The following is a 14,939-nucleotide window of genomic DNA, read 5'->3' as shown; positions in this document are numbered from 1 at the left end:
GGCATGATTTCCAAGGGATTGGGCCGCGAAGGCCATAAAAAAAATGGGGGCGACTTGCGTCACCCCCACTTTCAAAGTCACATTGTCTGAACATATGTTCAGGCAAGAACCAGGTTCGTCGCAGATTCACGGCCGTTACGGTCGCTTTCCAGATCAAACTGTACAGCCTGACCGTCATCCAACTGGCGAATGCCAGCGCGCTCCAGAGCGGAAACATGGACGAAAACGTCCTTGGAACCATGCTCGGGCGCGATGAAGCCGAAACCTTTAGTTGCGTTAAACCATTTCACGGTGCCTTTAGCCATCGTGATATCTCCTTGTGATAGTGCCATCCGCGAATTGCGATGACTTGGCTCAGTGTCGTCAGAGTCGCAACTGAAGCCTAAAGGAGACAGAAGATCGAATGAAGAAGCTTTGCACCCTGCATATGACTTGTATCGAGACGCATTGCAAGGGGGGCGCCGGAAATAAACCGATAGACTTGCGCGGTCCGGTGATCAGTTTGCGCTTTGGCGGGACTCGCGCAGGATGATGATGACGCCGCTCAGAACAATGATCGCCGCACCGGCAATTGTCGTCACGCCGGGAATGTCTTTCCAGATCAGCCAGCCCAGTCCGGTGGCCCAGATCAGTGCGGTATAATCGAACGGAGCGACCAGGGCAGCCGGGGCCAGCCGAAAGGCCTGACCGATCAGCGCCAGCCCAAGGCTGCCAAAGGCCGCAATCGCAAGGAACAGGCCAATATCGGCTGTCTGCACGGGTTCCCAAAAGGCTATAGCCATGGGGGCGGCATAGATCATCGGAAAGAGCATGGCGAACAGCATCATCGTCCAAAGCCGCTCGCCACGGTCGATCCAGCGGGCACTTATCATGAATATGGCGTAGCACAGCGCCGTTCCGACCGGCAGGATCGCGGCCATCTGGAATGTCGCGCCACCGGGTTGCACAATCACCAGCACCCCCACAAACCCAAGCAGGACCGCCGACCAGCGTTTCCAGCCCACATGCTCGCGCAACAGCGGCACAGATAATGCGGTGATGAAAATGGGCGCGGAAAACACAAGGGCCGTGGCCACGGCCAATGGCAGATAGATCAGACCGGTGAAATACATCCACGCCCCGGCCGTCATCAGCAACCCGCGCAGGGCATGCAGGCGCAAATGATTGCTGCGCATAGCCTGCGGGCCGAGCATGGCGAAAATCAACGCGGCAATAATCGGCACCGCGATAAGATTGCGCAAAAAGACGATCTGGATGGGGGGGTATCTGTCGGTCAACACTTTGGCGACGGCATCATTGGCGACAAGAAACGCAACGCCCGCACAGATGGCCAGAATTGCCAAAGGTGTTTCCCGTGCGTTCAATGTTACGATCTGGCGCATGGTGCCTCGCTGATATGCTCAAGACAGCATCGCTACCAGAGATCACGCCCCGATACGAGCGCTGCCTGTCGCGGCGTTACGTCTGCCACAGCGCAATGTAGGCGGGAACCTTGACCCGTTCAGAGCGTTGTAGATGCATACTCATTTTGAAAGGGGAAAGATCATGAACTGGGATCAAATTGAAGGTAAATGGAAGCAAATCAAGGGCTCCGCGAAAGACCAATGGGGCAAGCTGACCGATGACGATCTGGATCAAGCCGCAGGCAAGCGCGACAAGCTTGTTGGCAAGATTCAGGAAAGATACGGCATCGCCAAGGACGAAGCTGAAAAGCAAGTTGACGAATGGTCGTCCAAGAGCTGAATGATTATCCGGCGCTGCAACTTGCAGCGCCGGTTTTCTATTAAACGATACCCATTTTACAGGTTATTCTGGAATCAAGGCGGTTCACGCACGCCCATCCGACCGCGCGCACCAATATCAGAGCGTTTCTATTTCCGGGGGGGCCGGGACAGGCGGCGCCTCTCCCGACAAGAGGTTTGCGAATTTGCGCCAGCCGGGGATCTGTTCCGAGATGACACGCAAGGCAACCAGCAGCGGCACCGCGATCAGCATTCCTAGAAATGACCACATCCACGCCCAAAACGCGACCGACAGAAACACAAGCACCGTGTTCATGCGCAACCGTCTGGCCAGCAGGCTGGGGGTTATCAACTGTCCTTCAAATGTCGTCAGCATCATATAGACGCCTGCCACCATTAACACGCTCAACAATGTATCGTACCACAGCAGCGCCACCAATGATGCCAGCACAACACCCATCACAGCGCCCAGATAGGGAATGAAGTTCAGCAAAAATGCCAGCACCGCGAACAGCAACGGCACGGGCATACCCAGCGCCCACATTGCCAGTCCTATGCTGACGCCAAGGCCCGCATTGATAAATGACACTGTGCCCAGATAGCCGCCAAGGTTCTGTTCCACCTCGCGCAGCGCATTATAGGCGGCGCGCTTCTCTCCGAAGCCGTCAAAGCTCTGGATGATCTTCAGATAGATTAAATCGCTGGATGACAGCAAAAAGAACAACAGGACCAGCGCGAAAATGACCTGCGCGACCATCGCGGGGGTTTCGGCCAGATAGACCAGCGCGCCGCTGACAGTGCTCATCAGCAGATCGCTTTCCTGACTTTCGCCATTCTCTGCGATTGCCTCGGCAGGGGCAGGGCGCAATTGCGGGATGTCCGTCTCTTCGCCCGCGCGAAACCCTTGGACGATTGCCAGAAAAACATCGCGCGCGGCTTCGATCCGGGCGGTGATGTCCTGCACTATATCCGGCAGGTTATTCGCCACTTCCATAACCGGGCCACTCAGCAAGAAGAATATGGCCGCAATCCCCACCAAAAGGCCCAGCACCAGAACCGCAGCAATCGCGGCCCCCGGCAATCCGATGCGTTGCAGGCGGCGCTGCACCGGCACAAAGACGAAGAACAACAAAAGCGCCACGACGACGGGCAATAAAAACTCGCGGGCATGTTGCACAGCCGCAAGCAGCAGGATGATGAAGATACCAACCACTGCGCCCGCAGGCACCGGTGGATGCCGCGCTGCGCGCAAAGCGTCAGGGGGTTTGAAATTCGGCGTGGAAGGGGGCAATGTGTTTTCCAGAGCTAAAAAGCACGTGTGTGATTTGTCTAACGCATGAATGCGTGTAAGGTTCCGTAGTGACAAATTATTACGGGAACCAACCCGATGCGGTTGGCGTTATCCCAAAGTATTTCCAAAGCGCGAGACCTTCATGCCCCGACTGCCGCATCGTTTTCGTCGGAAGATCCGCGCGGGAGTTGCTGCGGTGCTGGGGCTGTTTCTGTTTTGGTTCTTTCTGATCGCGCTGATGCCCTATCGTCGAGAGCTGCGCCGCCCGGTGCCGCTGTGAATGACCCGCAGTTCAAGCGTGACATGGCCGGTCTGTACGGAAGCCCGATCCTTGGCGGCAACCATATCGAGACATTGATAAACGGGGATGCCATCTTCGATGATATGCTGTTCTCGATCAGTCAGGCGCAGCATTCGATTACGTTTGAAACCTATATTTACTGGAGTGGCCAGATCGCAAACCGGTTTTGTGATCTGCTGATTGAGCGTGCGCAGGCAGGGGTTCCGGTAAAGGTGCTGATCGATTGGGTCGGCGGCCTGCCGATGGATGATGACCTGATTGAGCGGATGCATCAGGGCGGTGTGGACCTGCGCATGTTCCGCCCAATGCGCCCGCGCACCCTGTCGCGGCTGAACAACAGAACGCATCGCAAGGTGCTGGTCGTGGATGGCAAGGCAGGCTTTATCGGCGGTGTCGGTATTGCCGATGTCTGGATGGGCGATGCGCGCAACGCGCAGGAATGGCGCGACACGCATTACCGCGTCACAGGGCCAGTGGTGGCGCTGTTGCAAAATGCCTTTGCGCATAACTGGGTCGAGGCCAGTGGCGAGGTCTTGCGCGGGCCAGCATTCTATCCGCTGTTGCGCGAGGTCGGCGAGGCCGAGGTGCAGATGGTCAAAAGCAACACCGGCAGTCGCAATGAAATTCACCTGATGTTCATGACGGCGCTGGCCGCTGCCCGAAACCATATCCGCATCTCGACGCCGTATTTTGTGCCTGACAAGGTGGCCATCGCGCAATTGCTTGAGGCGCGCGCGCGGGGGGTCAAAGTCGACTTGCTGATTGCGGGCAAACACACGGATTCTTGGCTGGTGCGTCGCGTGTCACGTTTGGCTTGGCGCAAATTGCTGGCCGCAGGCGTTCAGATTCACGAATATGCGCCGACATTTCTGCATGCCAAGCTGATAATTGTAGATGACTGCTGGGCTTCGGTCGGGTCAGCCAATTTCGATGAACGCTCTTTCCGGTTGAATGACGAGGCGAACCTTAACGTGTACGACGCTGGTTTCGTGGCCGAGCAAATCCGTATCTTTGAAACAGATTGCGCAGTTGCCCCATTGGTGAGCGAGGCTGATCTTGATAGGATTGGCTGGCTGGAACATGCGCAGACGGCTGTTCTGGGGTGGTTGCGCCCACATCTTTAGCCACCCCGCGATCCACCTCATCGAAGCGGTCCAGCAGGTCCGCCAGCGTATCTGGCAACCCGCCCGTTGGGTCGAGCTGATACGAGCGACGCAAATTCGCGTCAATTTGCTGCATCTGGGTCATAGGGGTACTCATGTGTCTTTCTGTCTTGCAGGTGGGTTTCATGCTGCGGTTGAGCTTACAAAATGGCTGGCCGGTCATTCGGTTCCGCCGCCAGAGGTGGTTTTCGCAATTTGCGACATTCCTGCCATAGCGCGGCACGGAACCTGATCGTGGGTTCTGCGTTTAGATTGTGAAACCCACATGCGGAAACACGCCGCCTGCCATTTCCATCACAGTAATTTTTGGGTTGGACACAGGTGGCGGGGAAAGGAAAATTTATGACCCCTCCCGACACAAACCTGAAAAAGCAGAAAAAGCGCCACAAGGGTCCGCTGATCGGTATGGCGCTTGGTGTCACTGTGGCGGTCCTGCTTTTGGGCTGGTTTATCAGCCAGACTATGATGGGAACGCCTGAAGCGGATCAGGCCCCCCCTGAGCAAGCCCAAGACGCAACAGGTATTCCTGCTGAAGGGTCTGTTTCTGGGCCAGATGACACAGGTGCCCCCCAGATTGAGGAGCCGGACCCTGCGTTAGAGGAAGATCCGGTGCCACCGGCAGGGGACTGAACGCCCGCAACCCGATTGTTCTGACCGCCAAAGGCAAAACCCCGCGCCCATCAGGGCGCGGGGTTTGCTGCGGTCACGTGCATGAGTTCACAAGCATATGACTGTTGATCTTAAGAAATTTTCAAAAGTGGCGGAACCATTGGTTTCTGCGTTTGTTAGGCTAATGTTCCCGTTCGGTTATTGGGGCGTATCTATTCCTCCCGATACCTCTCAGACCTGACTGGCCCGCCTTGCTCGTTCCCTCGTGGCAAGGCGGGTTCTTTCTTTTAGCAGCTTGTGATGGCAACCACGGGGAACAGGGTGAAAACTGTGGCCCCCAGCCCGATCCAAGTGGCGGCGCGCGGCAATTTGTGGCGCAGGTGCGGCCCAGTGGGGGCAATACGCAACAAGGGAATGAAGGCAATCAGCCCCAGCACCCAAAGCGAAACCAGCATCATACGGCTTGCGGAACCAAGCCCCTCTGGGCTGGTTTGGGCGGCACAGGCCCAACCATGCGCGCCATAGACAAGGCTGAACACGAGTGCCCAAAGTGTCGGGCCTGCGATCAGATGCGCAAGCCACCTCATGACAGCACCACCTGCGCGCCAAGCACCACCACCGAGATTAGCGCGACAGCCGTCGTGAAGCCTTGCCAAAGTTGCCACGCGCTCAGCGCACCTTGGGTTTGCGCGTCAATTTCCCTGCGCCGGAACTGGTCCAGCACAAACGCCGCCATCGCCGCTGCCACTAGTATATGCAGCCCGACATAGCCCGCAAGAACCGCGCGCAAGGCATCGCGCGCATGGCGCGTGGGGTCATCCATCTGGCTGAGCGCGAGCCATAACAACGCCAGCAGCCCCACAAGGTTCAAGCCCAGTGTCAGGGCAACAGCGCCGCGCGTGGGCGTGCGCGCAACCCCTGCGGCCAGTGCCAGCGCGATGGCTATGAGGCCAAGGCCAAGCGCGCCGGGCAGGGTTTGCGCCCCTGCACCTGGCGGCACGCTCGCGGGGGTGACGACAGACAAGAACGCTACCCCGAACATCAACGAGACGAACAACGTGCCATTTGCCACCAAAAACGCACTCAGGCCGGTTCTGCCAAGGCTGGGATGCACACGGTGGTGAACCGGCAGGCGCAGGTCAGGTGCGACAAGCACCCGCCCCAGATCGCCCGCAGGGGCCATGCCGCGCGCCCAGACCCAGATCAGCACCGCCACAGGCACCAGCGCCAATCCGGCAAGCGCATATTGGCCGGCCAGCATTAGGACCACAAACACCCCGATACTTGCCGACAGCCCCAAGGGCAGGGCCGTATTGCCGGGCAGGAGGGCCACGTGATGGGGCTGCGCATCGCCCACGGATGTGACCAGCAATTCCCGCCGCCCCCTTGGGGCACCCGGCAGCGCCCCTTCACCGCGCGCCAAAGACAAGACGGTGTTGTGCGCCGTGTGGCCAAGTTGCTGCGGTGTCGGGATCGAGGCGAAGTTATAGCTGGGCGACGGGATCGGCATGGCCCAATCCAGCGTCGGTGCGCGCCACGGATCGCGGCGTTCGCGTTTGCCAAGCGTCACTTGCAGGATCAAGTCCAGCACGAACATTGCAAACCCGATGGTCAGCACGAAACTGAAGATGGACGAGGTCAGGTTCAGCCAGACCCATTCGGGGTTGTCAGGATAGACATCTATCCGGCGCGGCATCCCCAGCAATCCGGTCAGATGCATGATGAAGAACGTGCCGTGAAACCCCAGCAGGATCACCCAGAACGCTGCTTCGCCCAAGCCCTTGATGCGGCGCTTGCCCGAAATCAGGGGCAACCAATAGGTTGCTGCCGCCATCATCGGAAAGACAAAGCCGCCGATCAGCACATAATGCAGATGGGCTGTGACAAAGGCCGTGTCATGGGCCTGCCAGTTGAACGGCACGATGGCCAGCATCACGCCTGTCAGCCCGCCCATCACGAAGGTCAGGAAAAAGCCAAGGATGTGATACATCGGCAGATGCATCTCTGGCCGTCCCTTCCACATGGTGCCGATCCACGCGAAAACCTGCACTGCCGTGGGCACGGCCACCAGCACGGACGCCGCCGAGAAAAACGCCAGCGCCATATGCGGAATGCCGACCGTGAACATGTGATGCACCCACAGCCCGAAAGACAGAAAGACCAGCGCCAATATGGCCGCGACTATCGCCCCGTATCCCAGAATCGTCGTGCGGCACATGACGGGAATGATCATCGACATCGCGCCCGCAGCAGGCAGAAAAATAATATACACCTCCGGGTGGCCAAACAGCCAGAACAGGTGTTGCCACAGCAGCGGATCACCCCCGCGTGTCGGGTCAAAGAACGGCCAGCCAAAGGCGCGCTCCAACTCCAGCAGGACCGAGCCCGCAATCAGGGGCGGAAAGCCCACCAGCATCATCACGCTTGTGCCCAGCATATACCACGCAAATAGCGGCATTTCGGTCAGCCGCATTCCCGGCGCGCGCTGGCGCAGAATGGTGACGGTAATCTCGACCGCCGCCGCAACGGCCGAAATTTCCACAAAGGTGACGCCCAGCAGCCAGACATCGGCATTTATGCCGGGGGAATGGGTGGCATCTGACAGCGGCGTGTACATGAACCAGCCATCATGCGGCGCCACGCCGAATAAAAGCGCGGTCAGCATGATCAGCCCGCCAAACAGATAGCACCAGTAGCCAAGGGCTGTCAGACGCGGAAAAGCCATGTCGCGGGTGCCCAGCAGTTTTGGCAACAGCCAGATGCCCAGCCCTTCCAGCATGGGAATGGCGAAGAGAAACATCATGATGCTGCCATGCATGGTGAAGATCTGGTTATACAGGTCAGTATCCAGAAACGCGCCTTCATGCGTGGCAAGCTGAGCGCGGATCAGCATGGACAGAATGCCGCCAATGGCAAAAAAGATCAGCGCGGTGCCCATAAAGCGCAGCCCCAGCGTGGTGTGGTTCACCGCTGTTATCTGCCCCCAAAGTCCGCGATCATTGCGCCAGACCCGCGTCAATTCCCGGTGCAGCCCCAAGGCGCGCTGGGACGGGTTGCGCGCAAGCGTGACGGGTGCCGCACGCTCTGGGGCCACAGTCGGGGTGGTGGCATCGGTCATGGCGCGCCCTCCTGCGTGTCGGTGTCAGCTTCCTCGGACCAGTCGGGCGGCCAGTCCGTATGCGCCTGCACGGAAAAGCGCATGCGCGCGTGCCCGATGCCGCAAAACTCGGCGCATAGGCCTTCATAAACGCCAGGGGCATCGGCCTCGATCCGGGTGCGGTTGGTGCGGCCAGGGATGGCGTCCATCTTGCCTGCAAGCTGTGGCACCCAGAAGGAATGGATCACATCCTCTGATGTGATCAGCACATCAACGGGCTGGCCCGCGGGGATGTGCAGCAGATTGGCTGTCTGCACCTCTTGCCCGTCTGCATCGGTATGCGTGAACTCCCACCCCCATTGAAACGCATGGGCCTGCACTGTGACCGCGCCATCATCGCGCGGCAAAATACGCTCGCCCACCCACAGACCAGCCCCCAGAACCGCGCTCAGGATCACCAGCGAGAACCACAGGCCCAGCCCATGCGTCCAGATCCGTGCCTGCACACGGCGCGGCGCACCGAATGCGAGGACCAGCAAGACCAGCACAAAAACCGTAATCAGCACAGCCCCCGCCAGCATCACCCACCACAGCCACGCAATATCGGCTGCAATCGGGCCAGAGGGGCGCAGCGTTGATAGCGGGCCATCGCAGGCGGCCAGCAAAGTGGTTGCAAGCAATAACAGGGCAGGGCGGGTCATAGGGGATTAAACCTTGCGGGTATCGGGTTGCCACGCGGCTCTTGCAGGATTGACGGCAGCAGTGCGATCAGCTCCTCCAAGGATGGTTTGGCAAGCACCAGCCACAGCACCAAGCCGATCAGCGGCACCAGCGCCAGCAGCGAAAGCCCCGCCATCGGCAAGTGAAAGTCACCGCGCCCCTCGCCGGCCTGCACGATCAGATGCCCCATCCACGCATGCAGCAGCACCATGCCCGCCACCGCGATCAGCTTGGCCAGCATCCAGGCGTTCAGCACCTCCAATGCGAAGATCAGGACTGTTCCGACTGACACAGCGATCACCGCCGCAGGGGTGATGACAGCGATATAACTGTAATGCGTCAGCCATCGAAATTCGGTGAATCCGGCCTGACTGCGCATCTCTGGCCTGCGCCCATAGATATGCAGCAGGATCGGCAGCAGGATCAGTCCGGCACACCAGATGGACAAGGCGATGATATGCGCCGCCTTCAATGCCGCAATCATATGTGCATGTCCCGGCGCAACACGCGCTGCGCCATAATTCCGGCCAGAATGGCCACAGGGATCATGCCGGGCACCCACATGATCAGGCCCGCAAGCTGTTGGTCCTGCAGCGCTGACAGCCCGAAGCGCTCGGCATGGGTCAGATGTTCAAGGTAAAACGGGCGCTGCGCAAAGGTCAATAGCGCCCCAAGCAGGCCCATTTGCCCCACCAGCGGAACCAGCCAGACCACATGTTCCAGCTTGCTGCGGCCAAGAATAACCGACCAGAAGGCCCAAGCGGGCAAGATCAGCGCCGCCTGCATGGCCCAGTAAACCAGCGCACTGTCCCATGCGGCGCTGTATACCTGCGGGATATGCCACAACCACAGCGCGGCTGACAGAGCTGCAAAGCTGGCCACAACCGGGACCTTGCGAATGGGAAAGGCCAGCGCCAAGGCCGGTGCAAGAAGCCCGAACACCACCAGATGATGCAATGTGCGCGCCGAGAACAACGCAACCGTCATCGCACATAAGGGCGATACGAAGGCAAGCAGCGCTGCACCCATAGCGAGTGTCGCCGCGCCTTTTCGGTCCCGTTGCTGATGGCGCAGGGTTAATGCGCCCCATAGACACAATACAAGTAGCGCAGTCAGCAGATAAGGGTCAAAATTCCATGCCCCAAACCAATCAGTCCGCTCGGGTGCAGGGCCGCAATATGGTGTCATACTGGTCATGTCTGGTAAAATATTCTTGGTCTCATTTCGTTATGATGGTCCCATAAGTGTCGGTTAAATGCAGCCGCAACGCGCTGTCTCTACGGGCCGCTTGCAGGGGTCGCCGCAAAACTCATAGCAACCCAAAAAGGAACAACAGGATAATTACGGGGATGGGAACCCCCACAAACCATAACAAAACACCGCGCATATCTGATCCTTTTCTGTTCCCAAGCGGCAGAAATGCAAGTCTGTCGATACAACGCGGTCCAGATCAGTTGGTTCCAACAGAATTTGATGCGATGCCCTGCACGTAAAACAGGCCCGCCTTTCGGCGGGCCTTGATACTCGTTACGCAACACTCGTTACAGGCGCGGAAAGATCAGCTCTCGTATTCGGGCAGGCTTTCCAGCTCTTCCTGTGTCATCGGCAGTTGAACGCGGACATCGCCATCGGCGTCGTTCCAGAGAATGTCGATATCATCAATCTCCAGTGCGACAGTGTGTTCTCCCATTCCAAGGAAACCACCCACGTCAATAACTGCATGTGTCACTTCGCCAGTGTCACCAAGGACAAGATCGTCCACAGTGGCGACGTTTTCACCTTCGCGGCCATACACATCGGCTCCAAGCAGGCGGTCAGCGGTGCGCTCTTCTGCGCCCATTACCTGATATCCATCCGGCACTTCTGTGCGGGCTTCGTGCTGGGTCTGCATGTCAGTTGGCTCGGTGCCTGTGGCATCCATGGCGACATCGTCATCATGCCCCATAGTTGCGCCTGCCCCGACACTGGCGTCCTGATGAGCGCGTTGTTCAAAGCCCATTGTGAGTTGGTCTTCGCTCCATTCGGGCAGCGCTTCCAACTGCTCTTCTGTCATGGTCGCCACAACGAAGAAGTCATCAATACCTTCGGCCTCAGGATCGTCATTGACGAAATACAGATCATCAATATCAACCATCACGCTGCGTGCACCGATGCCCAGAAAGCCACCCACGTCGATCAGGATGCCCCGGATTTCACCGTCCATCGTCATGATGATGTCGTCGATATTACCGACATTTTCCCAAGACTCGCGTCCAGAGGTAAAGACCTCGCCACTGCCCCAGCGTGCGCTGGTGCGTTCCCAGGCACTCTGATCTTCAGCCATCTCGCCCTCTGTCAGAGCGCGTGTTTCTTCAGTATCCAGCGTATACAGGTCCTTGCCAGTAAAGTCTGTGGCCAGAAACGCCGGAACATTCTCTGATGACTGTGCTGTGTCCGTATCAGCTGTTTGTGCAACGGCCCCCATCGAGGTGACTGCGACAATCGCGGTTGTAAGCATAAACTTGTTCATAACACTACTCCTATCATTCACTCGGCCTCCTAAAAGGCTCTGCCAGATAAACAGGTGAGATCAGATTGGGTTCCAGAAGTTTTGAAATAAGACCAACTTAAATTCGGGAATAAAAATCTCCGCGCAGGCGTGAGTAAGTAAGCGTGGAGTTTTCAGATTTTAGAGGGGATAACTAAGTTGACCGCGCCTTGTCTGCGCTCGCGCGACCGCTCTCGCGCGGGTTTGTCGCCTACGTCAGCCTGCGCACCAGACGGGGCTTGATCGACATGCTCGATGCGCTGCGTTCCCAGATCAGGCGTCTCTTCGATTGGATAAGGCACTTCATCTGTTGCGTTTTTCTGCTTCAGCTTCAACGCGTCTTTTGAGAGCGTCCTCTGCGAAGTCGTTCGGAAATTTTTTGGATGAGCTACTGTTTATTTCTTTCAGCTTGTGCATACAACGCTCTTCAGGCGAAACTGTTCCATTCAAGAACATATTATTTAGAAGTCTAAAGGTTCATTGCCAAATCTGTATATAACATTCTTGTTGAATTGCCGCGTCAAACCTTGTGACCCTCGTCTAAGTTTACCAAGACGTGAGCAGTAATATTGTTTCAAATATATTCAGGTATTATAAATTGTAGCGCTCAGGATCGATGTTCTGGTAACCCGGCTGCGAAAGATGGTCACCACGTTGGCTGGGCTGTGTGTACTGCTGAATCGACAAATTCACACGTTTGCGTTGCATTCGGCTGGTTTACATTGGCAGCAGAGTTGCTACAGATCGTTGTCGGTGGGGCAACTACCGGACGCGTCTATTCGCCCCTCTCGTCATGCCTGAACCGCTGTGACTTTTTTCAACGGCAAATGAAAGCTCGACACAGCGAGCAGCATATACGACGGTTTGCAGGAAACGGGTGGTAGGGTCGAAAGTGTCAGTCTCATCATCAGGGTCAGCCGCTGAAGCGCGAACTGTGCAGAACCATGCTTTGGTCATTGAACTGCTGAGTGATCTGATCCGCGCCCCTTTGTGCCAAACCGATGCCGCTATTGACCGCGTGCTGTCGCGGCTGGGTGCGTTTTGCGACATGGACCAAGCCTGTCTTGTTCGCCTGCGCCACAAGGACGGGAGCGCGTGTGCCGACACGACACATGCTTGGCGCAGCCCGCAAAACACAGCACGCACCGCGATGGGCGATGTGCTGTTGCCGCAGATCATTGATGCGTTGCGCACAAGGTTTGTCGCCGATTGTGACACTGTGATTGACATGCTGGATGTGTCAGCACTGCCCGCGACTGTGCCGGAAAAGAAACTGTTTTCGGCGTATGGTATTGGGGCTTTGTTGGCGTTGCCGATGCAGGCTGGGGGGCGGTGCACGGGCTTCATCGGTTTCACTGCCTCCTCCAGCCGTCAGCCCTTTGACGGGGCAGAGGTTCAGTTGCTCAAGACTGTTGCGGATGCTGTTGGCAACTTGTTGGCGCGGGTGGATGCCGAATCCGAAATTGCGCGCACGCGCGACTCGTTGGCTGCGGCACGCAACCGTTTGCAAGCAACCCTCGACGCGCTGCCAGACCTGATCTTGGAAGTGGACGCAGAAGGGCGCTATCGCAGTGTCCATACCAGAGATCCCGGCCAGATGATGCTGTCACCAGAGGCGTTGATTGGCCATACGGATGAAGAACTGATGCCGCCAGACATCGTGGCGCTGAACCGTCAGGCAATGGCAGAAGCGCGGCTTAAGGGGCGGTCGGGGCCACATCCGTTCGATATCGACACACCGCGCGGCCGCCGCCGCTACGTTCTGACGGTCACCACGCGCGCCGCCAACAAGTCTGACGAGAAACCGGGTTATGTCTTTATCGCCCGCGACATGACCGAAGAATGGCGCCTGCAACGCGAGACGGAGCGCCTGAGTCTGATCGCGCGGCATATGACCAATCTGGTGCTGATTGCCGATACCGAGCAGCGCATAGAATGGGTTAACCCCGCATTTGAGGCCCGCACGGGCTGGCTTTTGGAAGATGTGCGCGGCAGGCACCCGCAAGAAATATCCCGAGGGCCGGAAACCGACAGCACGACAAAGATGCGCATCGACACAGCTCTTGCGGCACTGGAACCCGTCCGCGACGAAATCCTGAACTACACCCGCGATGGCACACCCTATTGGGTCGATGTGCAGGTCTATCCTTTGTTGGGCAGCGACGGGGCGCATGTTGGCTATGTGTCTGTAGAAACCGATATTACAGAGCGAAAGCGACAGGACGCCGCCCTTGAGAGATTGGCGCATGACGCCAATGAGGCGCGCGCGCGGCTGGAAATGGCGGTCGAGGCACTGCCGGATGCCTTCGCATATTATGATGCAGAAAATCATCTGGTGCTGTGCAACCAGCGCCACCGTGACCTATATCCAAACGCCGAAGTGTCGACCGGCGCGCGCCTGAATGACCTGTCAGAGAGCATCGCTGGCATAGATGCCGCGATGACCTATTGTTTGGGGCCACAGTTTGCAGGGCAGGGGGCCTATACTAAAGGCTCAATTGGCGTTAATTATGCGTGCCTTGAGATAGGCAGGATTCCTGCGGCGGCGGCGAGTATCGCGCGGGGAGTTTGGTGTTTTGGAATGACTGCAAGTTGAAACCAGCGCAGGTAGCTGTCCAAGTACTTGGTTGCGATGCCGCGATGGCGCCGCAGGAATGTCTTGAGCCGCTCATGTCGACTGTTCACGGTTTGAATGTGCAACTCCCCGCGAACACGTTGTCCTGCAGTCTGGTTGAGGCTTTCATGGCTGATGCCCATTGCTGCTGCGCAAGGCGGGTAACTGGTGCAGCCATCAGTGACCAAGAGCGCATCAGGATCGAGAAGCGGCTGCAAAACCGCCTGCAGATGTGCGGCCGTCACTGCTGGCAAGACAGCACTTATGGTGGTGCCGGATCGGTCGGCTGCGACCAAGACCGGAACCTGCTCCTCCGACAAGCCGCGTTTGGCGGCCTTGCCGCCACGTTTACGGGCCTTACGATCAAGGTTTCGTTCACCTTTTCGGCTGCTCAGAAAGAAGGTCTCGTCGGCTTCGACGATGCCGCGCAACTTGATCGCCCCAGCCGTCACCGCCCGAAGAAAACGATGACGCCAACGAAAAGCGGTCGTGCGCGCCACCATGCAACGCTCAGCGGATACCTTTACCGTTTCGCCGTCACGTAACGAAGCAGCGAACTCTGCCCAACGGCCCTTGTGGCGCAGGCGCGCCAGCGGAGTACCGGTCAACGCGTTGAAGGTTTTGCCGCAGCCTTTGCAAAAGAACCGGGAAAGGCCACTTGCATGACCCCTGATGATAGCTCCTTCTGAAGCGCAGTGCGGGCAGATACGGTCCTCACGAACCTTTGCCTCAAGGAGATCGACCACCGCCTGCAATGACGGAGACCCAGAAAGGATCCGACTCGCCTCGGCGCGCTGGTCCGGCGAGAGGTTATCCGTCTCATTGAGCCAAACCAGAAAGATGTCGTGGTCCATATATACCCCTCCACACAGTAT

The 14,939-nt window shown here is 57.9% G+C and carries 16 protein-coding genes; 5 read left to right on the top strand and 11 right to left on the bottom strand.

The features are described from left to right. Window positions 1-98: 98 nt before the first annotated feature. Both BD293_RS13120 and BD293_RS13115 read right to left on the bottom strand, forming a co-directional pair. Window positions 99-305 carry a cold-shock protein gene (locus tag BD293_RS13120; RefSeq protein ID WP_071468711.1) on the bottom strand — a complete coding sequence of 69 codons (207 nt, stop codon included), beginning with the start codon at window positions 303-305 and terminating at the stop codon, window positions 99-101. Window positions 306-497: 192 nt separating this feature from the next. Further along, complete coding sequence (locus BD293_RS13115; protein ID WP_142082430.1) at window positions 498-1,382, bottom strand: DMT family transporter; 885 nt, start codon at window positions 1,380-1,382, stop codon at window positions 498-500. Window positions 1,383-1,545: 163 nt separating this feature from the next. On the opposite strand from BD293_RS13115, the gene BD293_RS13110 reads away from it, so the two are divergent. Continuing rightward, a complete protein-coding gene (locus BD293_RS13110; RefSeq protein WP_142082428.1) occupies window positions 1,546-1,743 on the top strand; it encodes a CsbD family protein in 198 nt (65 codons plus the stop codon). Window positions 1,744-1,860: 117 nt separating this feature from the next. Here the strand turns inward: BD293_RS13110 and BD293_RS13105 are convergent, their stop codons facing one another. Continuing rightward, the gene (locus BD293_RS13105) at window positions 1,861-3,033 is read right to left on the bottom strand and encodes an AI-2E family transporter (protein ID WP_170207138.1); all 1,173 of its coding nucleotides are present in this window, start codon (window positions 3,031-3,033) and stop codon (window positions 1,861-1,863) included. A gap of 142 nt (window positions 3,034-3,175) precedes the next feature. Here BD293_RS13105 and BD293_RS22720 point away from each other — a divergent pair, with 142 nt between their 5' ends. From BD293_RS22720 to BD293_RS13090, 3 genes are all read left to right on the top strand, one after another. Then, the gene (locus BD293_RS22720; RefSeq protein ID WP_170207137.1) at window positions 3,176-3,313 is read left to right on the top strand and encodes a hypothetical protein; all 138 of its coding nucleotides are present in this window, start codon (window positions 3,176-3,178) and stop codon (window positions 3,311-3,313) included. After that, the gene (locus BD293_RS13100) at window positions 3,310-4,458 is read left to right on the top strand and encodes a phospholipase D-like domain-containing protein (protein ID WP_170207136.1); all 1,149 of its coding nucleotides are present in this window, start codon (window positions 3,310-3,312) and stop codon (window positions 4,456-4,458) included. Before BD293_RS22720 ends, BD293_RS13100 begins: the two co-directional genes overlap by 4 nt. Before the next feature lie 381 nt (window positions 4,459-4,839). Continuing rightward, the gene (locus BD293_RS13090) at window positions 4,840-5,127 is read left to right on the top strand and encodes a hypothetical protein (RefSeq protein ID WP_142082420.1); all 288 of its coding nucleotides are present in this window, start codon (window positions 4,840-4,842) and stop codon (window positions 5,125-5,127) included. Between the two features lie 266 nt (window positions 5,128-5,393). Here BD293_RS13090 and BD293_RS13085 read toward each other — a convergent pair whose 3' ends face one another. The 7 genes from BD293_RS13085 to BD293_RS13055 all read right to left on the bottom strand — a co-directional run bounded on the left by BD293_RS13085 (window position 5,394) and on the right by BD293_RS13055 (window position 11,785). Further along, complete coding sequence (locus BD293_RS13085; protein WP_142082418.1) at window positions 5,394-5,693, bottom strand: hypothetical protein; 300 nt, start codon at window positions 5,691-5,693, stop codon at window positions 5,394-5,396. Further along, complete coding sequence (gene ctaD / locus BD293_RS13080) at window positions 5,690-8,224, bottom strand: cytochrome c oxidase subunit I (RefSeq protein ID WP_142082416.1); 2,535 nt, start codon at window positions 8,222-8,224, stop codon at window positions 5,690-5,692. Before ctaD ends, BD293_RS13085 begins: the two co-directional genes overlap by 4 nt. Further along, window positions 8,221-8,904, bottom strand: a complete 684-nt coding sequence (gene coxB, locus BD293_RS13075) for a cytochrome c oxidase subunit II (protein WP_142082415.1) — start codon at window positions 8,902-8,904, stop codon at window positions 8,221-8,223. Before coxB ends, ctaD begins: the two co-directional genes overlap by 4 nt. Then, on the bottom strand, window positions 8,901-9,407 hold the full coding sequence (locus BD293_RS13070; RefSeq protein WP_142082413.1) for a CopD family protein: 507 nt from the start codon (window positions 9,405-9,407) through the stop codon (window positions 8,901-8,903). Before BD293_RS13070 ends, coxB begins: the two co-directional genes overlap by 4 nt. Beyond that, window positions 9,404-9,952, bottom strand: a complete 549-nt coding sequence (locus BD293_RS13065) for a cytochrome c oxidase assembly protein (protein ID WP_246086297.1) — start codon at window positions 9,950-9,952, stop codon at window positions 9,404-9,406. Before BD293_RS13065 ends, BD293_RS13070 begins: the two co-directional genes overlap by 4 nt. A gap of 529 nt (window positions 9,953-10,481) precedes the next feature. After that, a complete protein-coding gene (locus tag BD293_RS13060; RefSeq protein WP_142082411.1) occupies window positions 10,482-11,432 on the bottom strand; it encodes a PRC-barrel domain-containing protein in 951 nt (316 codons plus the stop codon). Window positions 11,433-11,584: 152 nt separating this feature from the next. After that, the gene (locus BD293_RS13055) at window positions 11,585-11,785 is read right to left on the bottom strand and encodes a hypothetical protein (RefSeq protein ID WP_142082410.1); all 201 of its coding nucleotides are present in this window, start codon (window positions 11,783-11,785) and stop codon (window positions 11,585-11,587) included. Window positions 11,786-12,384: 599 nt separating this feature from the next. On the opposite strand from BD293_RS13055, the gene BD293_RS13050 reads away from it, so the two are divergent. Beyond that, window positions 12,385-14,046 carry a PAS domain-containing protein gene (locus tag BD293_RS13050; RefSeq protein ID WP_170207135.1) on the top strand — a complete coding sequence of 554 codons (1,662 nt, stop codon included), beginning with the start codon at window positions 12,385-12,387 and terminating at the stop codon, window positions 14,044-14,046. Here BD293_RS13050 and BD293_RS13045 read toward each other — a convergent pair. Further along, entirely contained in the window at window positions 13,959-14,918 is a 960-nt protein-coding gene (locus BD293_RS13045; RefSeq protein ID WP_142079320.1) for an IS1595 family transposase, read from the bottom strand. The two genes, BD293_RS13050 and BD293_RS13045, sit on opposite strands and share 88 nt — an antisense overlap. Window positions 14,919-14,939: the final 21 nt, after the last annotated feature.

Source organism: Roseinatronobacter monicus, from assembly GCF_006716865.1.
Taxonomy (GTDB): Bacteria; Pseudomonadota; Alphaproteobacteria; order Rhodobacterales; family Rhodobacteraceae; genus Roseinatronobacter; species Roseinatronobacter monicus.
The sequence above is the reverse complement of the archived record's forward strand: the minus strand, read 5'-3'. Positions and strand labels throughout refer to the sequence as shown.

What these genes read in the sequence shown, in the direction of transcription:
- BD293_RS13070 (WP_142082413.1), bottom strand. Translation starts at nt 9,407, where the DNA reads ATGATTGCGGCATTGAAGGCGGCGCATATCATCGCCTTGTCCATCTGG.
- BD293_RS13085 (WP_142082418.1), bottom strand. Translation starts at nt 5,693, where the DNA reads ATGAGGTGGCTTGCGCATCTGATCGCAGGCCCGACACTTTGGGCACTC.
- BD293_RS13065 (WP_246086297.1), bottom strand. Translation starts at nt 9,952, where the DNA reads ATGGGTGCAGCGCTGCTTGCCTTCGTATCGCCCTTATGTGCGATGACG.
- BD293_RS13120 (WP_071468711.1), bottom strand. Translation starts at nt 305, where the DNA reads ATGGCTAAAGGCACCGTGAAATGGTTTAACGCAACTAAAGGTTTCGGC.
- BD293_RS13110 (WP_142082428.1), top strand. Translation starts at nt 1,546, where the DNA reads ATGAACTGGGATCAAATTGAAGGTAAATGGAAGCAAATCAAGGGCTCC.
- BD293_RS13060 (WP_142082411.1), bottom strand. Translation starts at nt 11,432, where the DNA reads ATGAACAAGTTTATGCTTACAACCGCGATTGTCGCAGTCACCTCGATG.
- BD293_RS22720 (WP_170207137.1), top strand. Translation starts at nt 3,176, where the DNA reads ATGCCCCGACTGCCGCATCGTTTTCGTCGGAAGATCCGCGCGGGAGTT.
- BD293_RS13090 (WP_142082420.1), top strand. Translation starts at nt 4,840, where the DNA reads ATGACCCCTCCCGACACAAACCTGAAAAAGCAGAAAAAGCGCCACAAG.
- coxB (WP_142082415.1), bottom strand. Translation starts at nt 8,904, where the DNA reads ATGACCCGCCCTGCCCTGTTATTGCTTGCAACCACTTTGCTGGCCGCC.
- ctaD (WP_142082416.1), bottom strand. Translation starts at nt 8,224, where the DNA reads ATGACCGATGCCACCACCCCGACTGTGGCCCCAGAGCGTGCGGCACCC.
- BD293_RS13115 (WP_142082430.1), bottom strand. Translation starts at nt 1,382, where the DNA reads ATGCGCCAGATCGTAACATTGAACGCACGGGAAACACCTTTGGCAATT.
- BD293_RS13045 (WP_142079320.1), bottom strand. Translation starts at nt 14,918, where the DNA reads ATGGACCACGACATCTTTCTGGTTTGGCTCAATGAGACGGATAACCTC.